The sequence below is a fragment of the Sphingobium sp. MK2 genome (genome assembly GCF_040170545.1).
Lineage (GTDB): Bacteria > Pseudomonadota > Alphaproteobacteria > Sphingomonadales > Sphingomonadaceae > Sphingobium.
In genome coordinates this window covers 15367-30441 of sequence record NZ_JAZDXA010000025.1, presented here as the reverse complement: position 1 = coordinate 30441, position 15075 = coordinate 15367, and the positions used below count along the sequence as shown (strand labels likewise).

The 15075-nt window shown below is 62.9% G+C and carries 12 protein-coding genes; 8 read left to right on the top strand and 4 right to left on the bottom strand.

All coding sequences use genetic code 11. The features are described 5' to 3' along the window. Positions 1-67: 67 nt before the first annotated feature. Positions 68-1279, bottom strand: coding sequence for a D-mannonate dehydratase ManD (manD, locus tag V2I08_RS12325; protein ID WP_349635367.1), 1212 nt, complete (start codon positions 1277-1279; stop codon positions 68-70). A 14-nt stretch (positions 1280-1293) separates the two neighbouring features. Then, a complete protein-coding gene (locus tag V2I08_RS12320) occupies positions 1294-3669 on the bottom strand; it encodes a glycoside hydrolase family 3 N-terminal domain-containing protein (protein ID WP_349635366.1) in 2376 nt (791 codons plus the stop codon). A 199-nt stretch (positions 3670-3868) separates the two neighbouring features. Between V2I08_RS12320 and V2I08_RS12315 the strand changes: the two genes are divergently transcribed. Together V2I08_RS12315 and V2I08_RS12310 are read left to right on the top strand one after the other, a co-directional pair. Then, positions 3869-6013 (top strand): alpha-glucuronidase family glycosyl hydrolase, encoded by a 2145-nt coding sequence (locus V2I08_RS12315; RefSeq protein WP_349635365.1) that lies wholly within the window; start codon positions 3869-3871, stop codon positions 6011-6013. A 75-nt stretch (positions 6014-6088) separates the two neighbouring features. Beyond that, positions 6089-7159, top strand: a complete 1071-nt coding sequence (locus V2I08_RS12310) for a LacI family DNA-binding transcriptional regulator (protein ID WP_349635364.1) — start codon at positions 6089-6091, stop codon at positions 7157-7159. A 275-nt stretch (positions 7160-7434) separates the two neighbouring features. On the opposite strand, the gene purB is transcribed toward V2I08_RS12310, so the two are convergent. Beyond that, the gene (purB, locus tag V2I08_RS12305) at positions 7435-8751 is read right to left on the bottom strand and encodes an adenylosuccinate lyase (RefSeq protein WP_349635363.1); all 1317 of its coding nucleotides are present in this window, start codon (positions 8749-8751) and stop codon (positions 7435-7437) included. Between the two features lie 279 nt (positions 8752-9030). On the opposite strand from purB, the gene V2I08_RS12300 reads away from it, so the two are divergent. Further along, a complete protein-coding gene (locus V2I08_RS12300; protein WP_349635362.1) occupies positions 9031-9438 on the top strand; it encodes an EF-hand domain-containing protein in 408 nt (135 codons plus the stop codon). A 105-nt stretch (positions 9439-9543) separates the two neighbouring features. Here the strand turns inward: V2I08_RS12300 and V2I08_RS12295 are convergent, their stop codons facing one another. Continuing rightward, positions 9544-9747 carry a hypothetical protein gene (locus V2I08_RS12295; protein ID WP_349635361.1) on the bottom strand — a complete coding sequence of 68 codons (204 nt, stop codon included), beginning with the start codon at positions 9745-9747 and terminating at the stop codon, positions 9544-9546. 208 nt (positions 9748-9955) lie between these two features. Between V2I08_RS12295 and V2I08_RS12290 the strand changes: the two genes are divergently transcribed. From V2I08_RS12290 to V2I08_RS12270, 5 genes are read left to right on the top strand one after another with little or no spacing between them, the layout of a single operon-like run. Continuing rightward, positions 9956-11101, top strand: a complete 1146-nt coding sequence (locus V2I08_RS12290; protein WP_349635407.1) for a fumarylacetoacetate hydrolase family protein — start codon at positions 9956-9958, stop codon at positions 11099-11101. Continuing rightward, positions 11098-11856: an SDR family oxidoreductase gene (locus V2I08_RS12285; protein WP_349635360.1), complete on the top strand. Its 759-nt coding sequence runs from the start codon at positions 11098-11100 to the stop codon at positions 11854-11856. Before V2I08_RS12290 ends, V2I08_RS12285 begins: the two co-directional genes overlap by 4 nt. Continuing rightward, a complete protein-coding gene (locus V2I08_RS12280; RefSeq protein WP_405053646.1) occupies positions 11825-12733 on the top strand; it encodes an SMP-30/gluconolactonase/LRE family protein in 909 nt (302 codons plus the stop codon). Before V2I08_RS12285 ends, V2I08_RS12280 begins: the two co-directional genes overlap by 32 nt. 18 nt (positions 12734-12751) lie before the next feature. Next, complete coding sequence (locus V2I08_RS12275) at positions 12752-14164, top strand: sugar porter family MFS transporter (RefSeq protein WP_310223671.1); 1413 nt, start codon at positions 12752-12754, stop codon at positions 14162-14164. Between the two features lie 17 nt (positions 14165-14181). Continuing rightward, positions 14182-15054 (top strand): aldose 1-epimerase, encoded by an 873-nt coding sequence (locus tag V2I08_RS12270; protein ID WP_349635359.1) that lies wholly within the window; start codon positions 14182-14184, stop codon positions 15052-15054. The last annotated feature ends 21 nt before the right edge of the window (positions 15055-15075 follow it).

Here is a 15075-nt window from a genome sequence, read left to right as displayed (position 1 = left end):
GCTATGACGGGAGATGGGTTCCCGCCTTCGCGGGAATGACGAAACTGCCTAGGGGCAATTCACCCCATCACCAGTTGAACATCGTGCCGTCTTCGAGCCGGTTCACCGGCAGGAAGGCGCGGCTATACTCATATTTCGCGGCCAGTTCCTCGTCGATGTCGATGCCTAGCCCCGGCGCTTCGCCGGGATGCATCGCGCCGTCGGCGAACGTGTAGGCGTGGGGGAAGACCGCGTCAGTTTCGGGGGTGTGGCGCATATATTCCTGTACGCCGAAATTGGGGACGCTGAGGTCGAAATGCAGCGCCGCGGCCATGCAGACCGGCGACAGGTCGGTTGCGCCATGGCAGCCGGTGCGGACCTGATAGAGATCGGCGAGGTTCGCGATCTTGCGCAGATGGCTGATGCCGCCCGCATGGACCACGGTGGCGCGGATATAGTCGATCAACTGGTTTTCGATCAGCTCGCGGCAGTCGTGGATGGAGTTGAAGATTTCGCCCACCGCCAGCGGCGTGGTGGTGTGCTGACGGATCAGCTTGAAGGCTTCCTGATTTTCAGCGGGCGTCGCATCCTCCAGCCAGAAGGGGCGATAGGGTTCCAGATCCTTGCCCAGACGGCCCGCTTCGACCGGGGTCAGGCGATGATGGATGTCGTGCAGCAGGTGGACGTCCCAGCCGAGCGCTTCGCGCGCGGCTTTGAACAATTCGGGCACGACGCGCATATATTTGGACGTGTTCCAGACATTTTCGGTCGGCAGGTCGGCGTCGGCGGGTTCGTAGAAATATTTGTCCTTGCTGACGCCATAGGTGGACGCCATGCCGGGCACGCCGCACTGGATGCGGATCGCCTTATAGCCCTGCCGCTGATAATCGAGCGCGACCGCTACCGTATCCTCGATAGTCGTACCATTGGCATGGCCATAGACCATCACATTTTCGCGGCTGGCACCACCCAGCAACTGATAGACCGGCAGGCCCGCCAGCTTGCCCTTGATATCCCAGAGCGCGGTATCGACGGCGGCGATGGCCGACATGGTGACCGGCCCGCGCCGCCAATAGGCACCCTTGTAGAGATATTGCCAGATATCCTCGATCCGATGGGCATCGCGCCCGATCAGGCAGGGAATCACATGGTCCTGCAAATAGCTGGCCACAGACAGTTCGCGACCGTTAAGCGTCGCGTCGCCAAGGCCATAGACGCCGTCCTCGGTGATGATCTTCAGCGTGACGAAATTGCGGCCAGGGCAGGTGATGATGACTTTTGCATCAAGGATTTTAGACATGAACGCGGTCCTGTTCAGATGATTTCAAGCGTGACGGTCTGGAGAGTTTCGCTGTCCGGGCCGACCATGATGTCGAAGAGGCCGGGTTCGACCACTTCGTGCATGTCGAGATTCCAAAGCGCGAAGGCATCGGGGCCGAGCGTGATGCGGACAGTGCGGCTTTCGCCCGGCGCGAGAGTGATTCGCTCAAACCCCTTTAATTCCTTGACCGGGCGGGTGACGCTGGCGACCTGGTCGTGCACATAGACCTGGACGACTTCGTCCCCTGCCCTGTCGCCCACATTGCGCACGTCGACCTCGACCGTCACCTGCCCGCCAGAACCGATGCGCGGTGCGGACAGGCGGGGTTGGCCAAATTCGAAGCGGGTGTAGCTGAGGCCATATCCGAACGGAAAGAGCGGCGTGTTTTCCGCGAACAGATAGCCGCGCGTAGCGGAAGGCTTACGATTGTAGAAAATGGGAATTTGTCCCTCATTCCGCGCGACGCTGACAGGCAGTTTTGCACCGGGATTGACGTCACCGAAGAGAATATCGGCCATGGCCGTGCCGCCCTCCTGCCCCGGATACCAGCATTCGAGCAGCGCATTCGCGCCCTCCACTACGGTTGGATAGCTGGGCGGGCGACCGTTGATGGCGCAAACGATGACGGGCTTTCCGGTCGCCTTTAGGCCCAAGAACAGGTCATTCTGTTCGCCCAGCAGATCAAGGCTGGTACGGTCGCCAAGATGGTTTTTGGCAAAGCCCTCGCGGCTGGTCTGTTCGGTGTCGCCGATCGCGAGGATGATGACGTCGGCGCTGTTGGCGACCTCGACCGCCTGGGCGATCAAGGCGCGGTTCTTGGCGGGGTCGGCGAGCAGCACCTCGTCCGCCGAGCGATCCTCGCTCTGGGTGATGAAGACACCCTGGGCATGGACCACCTGCGCCTTGCCCTTGAGCTTGGCCTTGATGCCTTCGAGCAGCGACACTTCCTGGCGCGGGATCGAGGAATAGCCGCCAAGGCGCGCGACGGCAGCATTGGGACCGACGACCGCGACCCGCTTATGCGCGCCTGCAGCCAGCGGCAGCGTGCCGTCATTCTTGAGCAGCGCAATCGACCTGTGCGCGGCTTTCAAGGCCAGCGCGCGCGCTTCGGCATTGCCGGTCAGCGCGTCATAATCCTTGCGCGGCCAGGGATTTTCGAACAGGCCCGCGCGGAATTTGAGCGTCAACATGCGGCGCACGGCCATATCGACCGCTTCGACCGGCACCTTGCCCGCGCGTACCTGATCCACCAGCGTTCGATAGGTCAGGCCATCGGGCAATTCGCAATCCACCCCGGCGCGCAGTGCCGCCCTCGCCGCGGCCTCCGGGTCCGGTTGGACATGGTGGATGGTGTCGAGTTCGTGGACAGCGCCATAATCGCTGACGATTGCGCCATCAAAATCCCATTCGCCGCGCAAAATGTCGCCCAGCAGCCACTTGCTCTGGTGACTGGGGACGCCATCAATCTCATTATAGCTGGGCATGACGGCGGCGATGCCGGTGCGGCGGACGACTTCGCGGAAGGGCGGGAAGAAATTCTCGCGCAACTGGCGCTCCGAGATGGAGGCAGGCGCGATATTCTGGCCGCTTTCAGGCTGACCGTGCCCGGTCATATGCTTGAGCGTCGCCATCACCTTGTCCGGGCCAAGCTGCTTGCTTTCGCCTTGCAGGCCCAGCACCGCGGCTACGCCCATTTCGCCGCAGAGATAGGGGTCTTCGCCATAGGTCTCTTCGATTCGGCCCCAGCGCGGATCGCGGGCGATATCAACCACCGGGGACAAAGCGAGATGCACGCCACGGGCACGAACTTCGCGCGCGGTGACGGACTGGATATCATACATCAACTGGCGGTCGAAACTGCCGGCCAGACCGATCGCCATCGGAAAACTGGTGGCGTCGGTCGCCATATAGCCGTGCAGCGATTCTTCGTGGAACAGAACGGGGATGCCGAGGCGGGTGTCCTCAATCGCCCATTTCTGGATCGCGGTGATGAAAGCCACGGTGTCCGCCGGTGTGCGCCAGCGGGCACCCACGCCACCAGCCTGCTCCGATCCGTCAGGCGCGCCGCGCTTGTCGGACGGGCGGGTGATCTGGCCAAAGCTTGCGGGATAGGCGCGACTCGCCTTGGCGGGGGAGAATGTCAGGCCATCCATGATATCGGCCTTGGTCGCCCAGAGCGCGATGATCTGGCCGACCTTTTCCTCCAGCGTCATGCGGCCAAGCAGGTCGCGGACGCGCAGGTCGATCGGCGCGGTCGCGTCCTTGTAGAGCGGGCCGCCTTTTTTCGCGGCCATGGCCGGAGTTGCCGCGGCGAGCGACGTGGAAGCCAGCAGTCCGAGCGCCTGGCGTCGCGCAACAGTCATGGTCATTACGTCATCAGGACGATCGAAATCGTCCCCCGGATTGATATGTTGCGGTGATGATTCATGATGCACCTCTCCAATTTTGCCGAACTGTCACGTTTCTGCTTGCCGGATCATCGCTGATAGCGTTACCATTGGTAAGACAAGTTGGAATTGTCAATGCCCGATAGCGGGCGGAGCAAGCCGACGCTAGGGAGAGGAAGAGATGATCGCGCGCCTGATTTGCTGGATGATGGCTGTTGCCTTGGCCAGCCTGACGCCCTTGGCACGGGCAGAGGACGGCTATGACCTCTGGCTGCGCTATCCCCGTGCCGACGATGCGACGGCCGCGCGCATTTCAGCCCATGCGCGAGTGATCGCTGCGCCCACTGGCAGCGCGACGATGCAAGCGGCGCGAGACGAATTGCAACGCGGCATCATCGGTATGACCGGCGCTCCCCCCAGCCTGTCAGATATGGTTGCGCCGGGTGCCCTATGGCTGGCGACGCCGAAGACCGCGCCTGCCCTGCCAGTTAAAACGAACGACCTTGGCCAGGAAGGCTATGCGATCCGGTCGATTCGGGTTGAGGGACAGCCGGTCACGCTGATCGCGGCGAATAGCGACAGTGGGCTGCTGCATGGTGCATTCCACTGGCTGCGGCTGGCGCAATCGGGTGCGGCGCTCGATGCGATCGATGTGCGGAGCGCGCCGCGCATCGGCCTGCGCCTGCTCAACCATTGGGACAATCTGGATGGCACGGTCGAGCGCGGCTATTCAGGGTCTTCGATCTGGGACTGGTGGCGGCTGCCCGACTGGAAGGGGCCGCGCTATACAGATTATGCCCGCGCCAATGCGTCGATCGGCATCAACGGCACCGTCCTCAACAATGTGAATGCCAAGTCGGACAGCCTGACCGCGCCCTATATCGCCAAGGCGGCGGCGCTGGCGGATGTGTTCCGGCCCTATGGCATCAAAGTCTATCTATCGGTCAAATGGACCGCGCCGATGGAGTTGGATGGGCTGAAAACCGCCGATCCGCTCGATCCGACCGTGGCTGCCTGGTGGAAGGCCAAGGCCGACGAGATTTACACGGCGATCCCCGATTTTGGCGGCTTCCTGGTCAAGGCCAATAGCGAAGGGCAGCCAGGTCCGCAGGATTATAAGCGCACCCATGCCGATGGCGCGAACATGCTGGCCGCAGCGGTGAAGCCGCATGGCGGGATCGTGATGTGGCGCGCCTTTGTCTACGCCCATGACAATCCCGACGATCGCGCCAAGCAGGCCTATGCCGATTTCAAGCCGCTCGACGGCCAGTTTGCCGACAATGTCATCGTCCAGGTCAAGAATGGCGCGATCGACTTTCAGCCGCGCGAGCCGTTCCATCCGCTGTTCGGGGCGATGCCCAAGACGCCGTTGATGATGGAGTTCCAGATCACCAAGGAATATCTGGGGCAATCGACGCACCTGACCTATTTGGGGCCGTTGTTCGAAGAGACGCTGAAAAGCGATACGTTTGCGAAGGGCAAGGGATCGACGGTCGCCAAGGTAATCGACGGATCGTTGGAAGCGCACAAGCTGACCGGGATTGCGGGCGTCGCCAATATCGGCACGGATCGCGACTGGAGCGGGTCGATCTTCAACCAGGCGGACTGGTATGCGTTCGGGCGGATGGCCTGGAACCCGGACCTGACCGCCGATACGGTGGCGCGCGAATGGGCGGCGCTGACCTTCACGCCCGACAAGGCAGTGGTCGAGCCGGTTGCCACGATGATGATGGGATCGCGCGAGGCGGCGGTGGACTATATGACGCCGCTCGGCCTTGCCCATGTGATGGACACCGGCCACCATTATGGTCCCGGTCCCTGGGTATCGGAATTAGCGCGGCCCGAATGGAACCCGGTCTATTATCATAAGGCGGATGCGACCGGCATCGGCTTTGACCGGACCAAGAGCGGCAGCAATGCCATCGCCCAATATGCGCCGCCGCTGGCCAAACGGTTCGCCGATCCGCGCACCACGCCGGAGCGGGACTTGCTGTGGTTCCATCATCTGCCTTGGGACTATCGGCTGGCGTCGGGCGAGACGCTGTGGGATGGCCTTGTCCATCGCTATGACCGGGGCGTTGCCTATGTCGCGGGGATGCGCGCGACTTGGGAAGGGCTGCGTCCGATGGTCGATGGGGAGCGCTTTGCGCAGACGCAGACCTTCCTCGCCATCCAGCAAAAGGAAGCCCAATGGTGGCGTGACGCGAGCATTGCCTATTTCCAGTCGATCGCCCGTCGCCCCCTGCCCGCCGGGGCCGCGTCGCCGCCTGAGACGCTAGAAGCCTATAAAATGCGCAAATTCCCCTATGCGCCGGGCAATCCGTGATTTTTCGCTTTAATCCGACGGGGTGATGTCGCTACCACTTCGGCGACATCATTACCGACCCGAAAGTACCCCGCATTGACCGATACCCGATCCTCCCGCCGTCAGCGCAACGCCCCCACGATCAACGACGTGGCGCGCCATGCCGGAGTATCGCCCATGACGGTGTCGCGCGTCATCAATGGCGAGCAGGTGGTGCGCCCGGCGACCAAGGCGAAGGTCGATGCCGCCATCGTCGCGCTCAACTATGCCCCCAGCGCTGCTGCGCGCAGCCTGGCGGGGGGTGATGAACTGCGGATCGGCCTGCTCTACAGCAACCCGTCCTCCTCTTATCTGAGCGAATTTCTGGTCGGCAGCCTGGACCAGGCGAGCCGCAGCGGCGTCGACCTGGTCGTGGAGAAATGGGACGAGCAGACGTCGGTGAAGGCGGTGGTCGACCATCTGCTGCGCGGACGGATCAACGGCGTCATCCTGCCGCCGCCGCTGTGCGATCTGGAGGAAATGGTGGCGGCGTTGAAGGCCGCCGATATTCCCGCCGTCGCGGTGGCGACCGGCCGGGCACCCGGCGACCTGGCCGCGGTCAGCATCGACGATTTTCAGGCCGCCTATGAAATGACGCGCCACCTGATCACACTTGGTCATTCACGCATCGGCTTCGTCAAGGGCAACCCCAACCAGACTGCGAGCGGCAAGCGGTTCGAAGGCTATCTTGCGGCGCTGAGCGAAGCGAACCTGCCGGTGCTGGATGAACTGATCGCGCAGGGCTATTTCACCTATCGGTCAGGGCTGGACGCGGCCGAACAGATATTGTCGCTACTCGATCCGCCCACGGCCATCTTTGCCAGCAATGACGATATGGCGGCGGCGACGGTGGCGATCGCGCATCGCAGCGGGCTGGATGTGCCGGGCGACCTGACGGTGTGCGGGTTCGATGACACCTCGCTCGCCACCACCATCTGGCCCGAACTGACCACGATCCGCCAGCCGATCAGCGCCATGTCGCGCGCGGCGGTCGAGGTCTTGGTGCGGTTGCTGAAAGGACGGCGTGGGGCCGAAACGGACTCTGAACATCTGGTTCTGGAGCATAAGCTGGTGCGGCGGCAGTCGGATGCGGCTCCGAGGATGCGGCCGAGGCTGGGCGTGCGATAATAAGGCGCGTTGCGGCGGAGCCTTATGACAACGCGCGACGATTGCAACTCATCTCCCCTCCCCAGAGGGCAGCGCTATGGCGTAAGGAATGCATCCCTCTTTGCTTCGTCATGCTAAACAAGTTCAGGGTGACGACTTTGGATGGGTTGGGTGCCATATGCGATAGCCCTGCCCCGCCGGGGAGATGAGGCGAAGGCGCGCGTGTCGAGGCTGGCGGCAGCACTCCCCCACCGAACCTCCCCCTCAAGGGGGAGGGGTTTATGGGACGTGTGCTATTACGCCTCGCCGAAGACGCGGTGGAAGATCGTGTCGACTTGCTTAAAATGATAATCGAGGTTGAATTTTTCCTCAATCTGTTCGGGCGGCAGCGCGGCGGTGACGTCGGTGTCGGCTTTGAGCAGTTCCAGCAGCGATAGCTGGCCGTCCGATTCCCACACTTTCATCGCGTTGCGCTGGACATAGCGATAGCTGTCCTCGCGGCTGACACCGGCCTGCGTGAGCGCGAGCAACACGCGCTGCGAGTGGACAAGGCCGCCCATCTTGTCGAGATTCTTCATCATCCGCTCAGGATAGACGAGCAGCTTGTCGATCACCCCGGTCAGGCGACCCAGCGCGAAGTCGAGGGTGATCGTCGCATCGGGACCGAAGAAACGCTCGACCGACGAATGGCTGATGTCGCGTTCGTGCCAAAGCGCGACATTTTCGAGCGCGGGCACGACGGCGGCGCGGACGACGCGGGCAAGGCCGGTCAGATTTTCGGTCAGCACCGGGTTGCGCTTGTGCGGCATGGCCGACGAACCCTTCTGGCCGGGCGAGAAATATTCCTCCGCTTCCAGCACTTCGGTCCGCTGCAGATGGCGGACTTCGACGGCGAACCGTTCGATCGAGCTGGCGATGACGCCGAGCGTGGCAAAGAACATGGCGTGGCGGTCGCGCGGGATGACCTGGGTCGAGACGGGTTCGATGGCGAGGCCCAGTTTTTCGGCGACATGCTCTTCGACGGCAGGATCAATATTGGCGAAGGTGCCGACCGCGCCGGAAATGGCGCAGGTGGCGACTTCGGCGCGGGCCGCGATCAGGCGCGCCTTGCAGCGGGAAAATTCGGCATAGGCTTCGGCCATTTTGAGGCCGAAGGTGACGGGTTCTGCATGGATGCCATGGCTGCGGCCGATGGTCGGGGTCAGCTTATGTTCGAAGGCCCGGCGCTTGATGACGGCGAGCAGCTGGTCGATATCCTCGATCAGCAGGTCCGACGCGCGGGCCAGTTGGACCGCGAGGCAGGTGTCGAGGACATCGCTCGACGTCATCCCCTGATGCATGAAGCGGGCTTCGTCGCCCACCTGTTCGGCGACCCAGGTCAGGAAGGCGATGACGTCATGCTTGGTGACAGCCTCGATCGCGTCGATCGCGGCGACGTCGATCACCGGGTTTGTGGCCCACCAGTCCCACAGCGCCTTGGCGGCCGAAGGCGGCACGACGCCCAGCTCGCCCAGCTTCTCCGTCGCATGCGCCTCAATCTCGAACCAGATCTTGAAGCGGGCTTCCGGCTCCCAGAGGGCGGTCATTGCGGGGCGGGAATAGCGAGGGATCATGAGCGAATCCTGCAACTGGAGGAGATAAGATGCCGCGCCGCCTAGCAGCGTCGGCAGCGCGGGGCAAATCGGCGGGCGGCATATCCGCGCCGGTCGGCATGCCGCACGCAGCCGATACGCCAAACAAGATGAATTGACGCAATTCGCAAGACGAATGGGGCAATATGAATGGATGTTCAGGAACAATAGCGGCAGTTCATCTATTCTTATTGCACTATTCAAACAGTATTGATGCCAAATCAATATCGCGAAAAACGGGTCGCTTAAGAGGAGATTGTCATGATCCGCACTCTATTGTTCACCACCGCTCTGGCCATCGCCGCGCCCGCCATGGCGCAGCAGGATATGATGTCTGATACCGCCACGCCACAGACTGCCCCGGTCCAGCCCGAAGCGGCGACATTGCAGGCGGCGACGCCCACCAATCCCGCCAACACGGTGGCGACCATCGTTGATACCGAATTTCCGGCCTATGATACCGATGGTGATGGCAAGCTCAGCCAGACGGAATTTTCCCGCTGGATGGTGGCGCTGAAGGCGCAGGAGACCAAGGCCACGGGTCAGACCCTTCCCGAAGCGGAAGTCACCGCTTGGGCCAACGGAGCCTTTGTGACCGCTGATACCGACAAGAATGCGACGATCAGCAAGCCTGAACTCGTCACCTATCTGAGCGGTGGCGCGGGCTGACACAGACGAGAATTTCCCGACCTGTCACGAAGGAAGGGATAAGAGTCAGTCGGGTCGCACCGACGGCGGCATGGCAGCAACGCCATGCCGCCTTTTTTGCGCGTATCAGGACCGCTTGCGGGTGTAGAGCAGCGCTGCGACGATCGCGGCCGAGCCAATGCCCACCGCCGCGCCGGTCCAGGCCGTCTTGCTTATCGAACGGCGAACTGCGTTCACCATATCCAGGGTGGTAGGCTCGTCGTCCGGCAATCCTGCGGCGGGAGCATCATCTGCGCCGTCCTGCGGCGCGCCCTTGTCTGAGTTATCCATAATGGAATGCGTTATGGCAAAGTCCTGCATCGATGAAAAGATGACAGATAGGTTTGCGAACGTCCCCCGTCGTTTTTTTCCTCCCCCAATGGCCACGCAGGACGCGATGACAGCGATAGCCAAAGAATCGCGATGTGCCCCCTTGACTTCGCCACCGCAATTATGTTGGTAGCGCTATCAATCAAGAGTTGTTGTTTAGGAGTTGATGATGCCGGGGGACCATGTCTTGCTCGACGCCCTGCCCGCCGATTGGCGAGAGGGCCGCTTTTTGGGGCGCGTGTTGACCGCCGCTGGCCCCAGTCCGATCATGGTCGTTGAAGGCATAGCCCATGACATGAGCAGGGTGGCCCCCACCGTCGCCCAGTTGGTCGAGATGCTCCCGCTCGGCAGCGATGGCGGCGAGGCATTGGGCGCGCTCGATTCCCTGACATTGCCGCTGCTCAGCCCCGTCGACCTGCAATGCGTCAAGGCGGCGGGCGTGACCTTTGCCCTGTCGGCGATCGAGCGCGTGATCGAGGAACGGGCGCGTGGCGATGCCAGCGCCGCTGCCGCCATCCGGGGTCGCCTGGAAGAACGGGTCGGCGGGTCGATCCGCGCCGTGGTTCCTGGCTCGCCCGAAGCCGCCGCGCTCAAGGCCGCACTGATCGAGGACGAGCTTTGGTCGCAATATCTGGAGGTCGCGATCGGACCCGATGCGGAAGTCTTTACCAAGGCTCCGATATTGTCGACCGTGGGTGCAGGCGCGCAGATCGGCATCCGATCCGATTCCACCTGGAACAACCCCGAACCCGAAATCGTGCTGATCGGCAATTCGGCCGGGAGCGCTATCGGCGCGACGCTGGGCAATGACGTCAATCTGCGCGATTTCGAAGGGCGCTCGGCGCTGCTGCTCGGCAAGGCGAAGGACAATAATGCCTCCTGCGCGCTGGGTCCGCTCATTCGCCTGTTCGACGAAGACTTCACCATCGACGATGTACGCAATGCCGAAGTCGCGCTGACCATCGACGGGCCGGAAGGCTATCGCCTGGAAGGCAGCAGCAGCATGAACCAGATCAGCCGCGATCCGCTGGAGCTGATGCGCCAGACCATGTCGGAGCATCAATATCCCGATGGCTTCGCGCTGTTCCTGGGCACTTTGTTCGCGCCGGTGCAGGACCGCGACGAGCCGGGTCGCGGCTTCACCCATAAGGTCGGCGATATCGTCGCCATCGCCACCCCCCGCCTTGGCAAGCTGGTGAACGAAGTCGTGACGTCGAAGGATGCCGCGCCCTGGACCTATGGCCTGACCGCCCTGATGATGAATCTGGCCGAACGTGGCCTGTTGAACAGCGCCAAAGAGAAAGCCGTCGCATGAATCGCGCTATCTACCCCAGCCTTGCGGGCAAACGGGTCTTCATCAGCGGCGGCGGCAGCGGTATCGGCGAGGGGCTGGTCGAAGGCTTTGTTGCGCAGGGCGCGCATGTCGCCTTTTGCGACATCGCCGTAGCCGAAAGCGAAGCGCTGGTGGCGCGCCTGAGCGATGCGGCCTTCACGCCGATTTTCCACGCGATCGATCTGTGCGACATCAATGCGGTGCAGGCGATGATGGCGCAGGTCGAGGCCGAACTGGGCGGCATCGACATCCTGATCAACAATGCCGCCAACGACGACCGCCACACGATCGAGGAGGTTACGCCGACCTATTGGGACGAGCGGATGGCGGTGAATTTGCGCCATTTGTTCTTCGCCGCGCAGGCGGCCGTTCCGGCGATGAAGCGCGCGGGCGGTGGCGTGATCCTGAATTTCGGATCGATAAGCTGGCACCTCGCCTTGCCCGAACTGATATTGTACCAGACCGCCAAGGCGGCGATCGAGGGTATGACGCGCAGCCTGGCCCGCGACCTTGGCCGCGACAATATCCGCGTCAACACGATCATTCCGGGCAATGTCAAAACGCCGCGCCAGCTCAAATGGTACACGCCCGAAGGCGAGGCGGAAATCGTCGCCGCGCAATGCCTGGACGGACGCATCATGCCGGTCGACGTCGCCGCGCTGGCGATGTTCCTGGCGTCGGACGATGCCCGCTATTGCACCGGCCATGACTATTTCATTGATGCCGGCTGGCGCTGACATGACCAGCGTGACGCCCCAGAGTGTTTTGAGTGTCGGCGCGATGCTGGGCGAAGGCCCGATCTGGGTCGCACGCGACGCCGCGCTGTGGTTCGTGGATATAAAGGGCCATTGCGTCCACCGTTTCGACCCCGCGCTCAATGTCGCGCGGAGCTGGACCACGCCGGGACAGGTCGGATGGATCGTGCCGACCGCTGACGGCATGTTCGCGGTCGGGCTGCAATCGGGCATTCACCGCTTCGACCCGGCGAGCGCCAGCTTCCGGCTGCTGCACGCACCCGAAGCGCATCTGCCCGGCAACAGGCTGAACGACGCGACCGTTGCGCCGGACGGGGCGCTATGGTTCGGATCGATGGACGATGCGGAAAAGGCTGATAGCGGTCACATCTATCGGTTGCATCAGGGCACCTGCGTCAATGTCGGCCTGCCCCCGGTCTCCATCACCAATGGCCCGGCGCTTTCGCCCGATGGTCGAACGCTTTATCATACCGATACGCTCGGTCGCCATATCTGGCGCACCGCGCTCGACGCCGATGACGCGATTGGCGAAACGTCGCTCTTTACAACGATCGAGAATGGCGCTGGCTATCCCGATGGGCCGACGATCGATGCCGAAGGCTGCCTGTGGACGGGCCTCTTCGGTGGCTGGGCGGTGCGGCGCTATGACCCGGCGGGGGCGCTGATGCGCGAAGTCCGCTTTCCGGTCGCCAACATCACCAAGATCGCGTTCGGCGGCGACGACCTGTCGGTTGCCTATGCCACGACAGCGCGCAAGGGACTGGATATGACAGCGTTGACAGAGCAGCCCCTTGCGGGTGATCTGTTCGCCTTCGACCCCGGCGTCGCGGGGCTGCCGGGTCCTGTCGCCACAATATAAGATTTGGGAGAATGACGGATGAATGAGGGGAGCGCCGAAAAGGTCAACATGGCCTTTATCGCAGCGATCGTCGCGGTGGCGACGATCGGCGGGTTCATGTTCGGCTATGATTCGGGTGTCATCAACGGCACGCAGAAGGGGCTTGAAAGCGCCTTTGACCTCGGCAAGCTGGGCATCGGCATCAATGTCGGTGCCATTCTGGTCGGCTCGTCGGTCGGCGCGTTCATGGCGGGACGGATGGCCGACCTCATCGGTCGCCGCGGCGTCATGATGCTGGCGGCCATATTGTTCCTCGTCAGCGCGCTGCTGGCGGGCGCGGCCGGGTCATCCGCCATCTTCATCTTCGCCCGCATCATCGGCGGCCTGGGCGTCGGCGCGGCCAGCGTCATTTCGCCTGTCTATATTTCCGAAGTCACGCCAGCGGCGGTGCGCGGGCGGCTGTCGAGCGTCCAGCAGGTGATGATCATTTCCGGCCTGACCGGCGCGTTCATCGCCAATTTCGTGCTGGCACGCTATGCGGGCGGATCGACCGCGCCGCTGTGGCTCGACTTCCCGGCGTGGCGCTGGATGTTCTGGTTGCAGGCGATTCCTGCCGCCATCTACCTGGTCGCCTTGCTCTTCATCCCTGAAAGCCCCCGCTATCTGGTCGCGCGTGGCCGGGATGCGGACGCCGAAGTGGTGCTGACCCGCCTGTTCGGTCCGCTCGAAGCCGCGCGCAAGGTCGCGGAAATCCGCGCCAGCCTTGCCGCCGATCATCATCGGCCCAAATTGTCCGACCTCATTGAAAAGACCAGCGGCAAGATCCGCCCGATCGTATGGACCGGCATCGGCCTGGCGGTGTTCCAGCAACTGGTCGGCATCAACGTCGTCTTCTATTATGGCGCGACGCTGTGGGAAGCGGTCGGCTTCTCTGAGGATAATGCGCTACAGATCAACATCCTGTCGGGCGTGCTGTCGATCGGCGCGTGCCTTGGCGCGATCGCGCTGGTGGACAAGATCGGCCGCAAGCCGCTGCTGCTGATCGGATCGGCGGGCATGGCGGTGACGCTGTCGGTCGTGGCCTATGCTTTCTCCACCGCCGTCACCGGCGCGGATGGTGCCGTGTCCTTGCCCGGCCATAACGGGTTGATGGCGCTCATTTCCGCCAATCTCTATGTGATCTTCTTCAACCTGAGTTGGGGTCCGATCATGTGGGTGATGCTGGGCGAAATGTTCCCGAACCAGATTCGCGGTTCGGGCCTGGCCATCGCCGGCTTTGCCCAGTGGATCGCCAATGCGGCGATTTCGGTCAGCTTCCCTTCGCTGGCCGTCTCGCCGGGGCTGGTGTGGACCTATATGGGCTATGCGCTGTTCGCGGCGATCTCCTTCTTCTTCGTGCGCAAGATGGTGTATGAGACCAAGGGTCGCGAGCTAGAGGATATGGTCGGCTGAGTAACGAGACGATCCTGTTGCGGGCGGGAGGGCTGGAGGCAGCGCTCTCGCCCGCTTGCGGCGGGGCGCTGCGCTGGCTCGCGCTCGATGGCGTCGACCTGCTGCGGCATGCGCCGGAGGGGAGCGCCGATCCGCTCGATATGGCGAGCTTTCCGCTGGTGCCCTATGCCAATCGCATCGCAGACGGGCGCTTTCATTTTGACGGGCAGGACTATCACCTGCCGCGCAATTTCGGCGATCATCCGCACAGCATCCATGGCCATGGCTGGCAGAGCGGCTGGGCAGTGACGGACCAAAGCCCGGACAGCGCGTTGCTGACCCTGGTTCACAGCGCCGATGCGCGCTGGCCATGGGCTTTTACGGCGCAGCAGCAAGTCACGCTGGCTCCCGACGCGATCATCATGACGCTGGCGCTTACCAACCAGGCCGATGGCGATGCGCCGGTCGGACTGGGTTTTCACCCCTATTTCTGCGCCGATCCCGCAACGCGCCTGCAATTCGCTGCCCAATCCCTGTGGCTGTCTACCCCGGACATGCTGCCCGAACGATCCGTGCCCGCCGACACGCTTGGCGACTGGTCGCGGTTGGCCCTGGTGCAGGGCGACAGCCTGATCGACAATGTCTATGGCGGCTGGGACGGGATGGCGACCGTGGAACGCGGCGACGGGCTGCGCCTGATGCTGACGGCGAGCGGGGCGGACTGGCTGCATGTCTATCGACCGCCCGGTGCCGATTTCTTCTGCCTGGAGCCGGTCAGCCATATGCCCGATGCCCTGAACCGGGCCGATGGCATGGCGATACTGCCCCCCGGCGCAACCCTGAGCCTCTCGATGCGCATAGAAATCGACAAAAGCGATCAGGCGCTTCCGAAATCCGCAAGGATCGCCTAAGCTGCACCGCAACAGCAGCAT

Excerpts from the sequence above, each read along its gene's own strand:
- manD (WP_349635367.1), bottom strand. The coding sequence starts at position 1,279 with ATGTCTAAAATCCTTGATGCAAAAGTCATCATCACCTGCCCTGGCCGC.
- V2I08_RS12320 (WP_349635366.1), bottom strand. The coding sequence starts at position 3,669 with ATGACCATGACTGTTGCGCGACGCCAGGCGCTCGGACTGCTGGCTTCC.
- V2I08_RS12315 (WP_349635365.1), top strand. The coding sequence starts at position 3,869 with ATGATCGCGCGCCTGATTTGCTGGATGATGGCTGTTGCCTTGGCCAGC.
- purB (WP_349635363.1), bottom strand. The coding sequence starts at position 8,751 with ATGATCCCTCGCTATTCCCGCCCCGCAATGACCGCCCTCTGGGAGCCG.
- V2I08_RS12300 (WP_349635362.1), top strand. The coding sequence starts at position 9,031 with ATGATCCGCACTCTATTGTTCACCACCGCTCTGGCCATCGCCGCGCCC.
- V2I08_RS12295 (WP_349635361.1), bottom strand. The coding sequence starts at position 9,747 with ATGGATAACTCAGACAAGGGCGCGCCGCAGGACGGCGCAGATGATGCT.
- V2I08_RS12290 (WP_349635407.1), top strand. The coding sequence starts at position 9,956 with ATGCCGGGGGACCATGTCTTGCTCGACGCCCTGCCCGCCGATTGGCGA.
- V2I08_RS12285 (WP_349635360.1), top strand. The coding sequence starts at position 11,098 with ATGAATCGCGCTATCTACCCCAGCCTTGCGGGCAAACGGGTCTTCATC.
- V2I08_RS12280 (WP_405053646.1), top strand. The coding sequence starts at position 11,825 with ATGACTATTTCATTGATGCCGGCTGGCGCTGACATGACCAGCGTGACG.
- V2I08_RS12275 (WP_310223671.1), top strand. The coding sequence starts at position 12,752 with ATGAATGAGGGGAGCGCCGAAAAGGTCAACATGGCCTTTATCGCAGCG.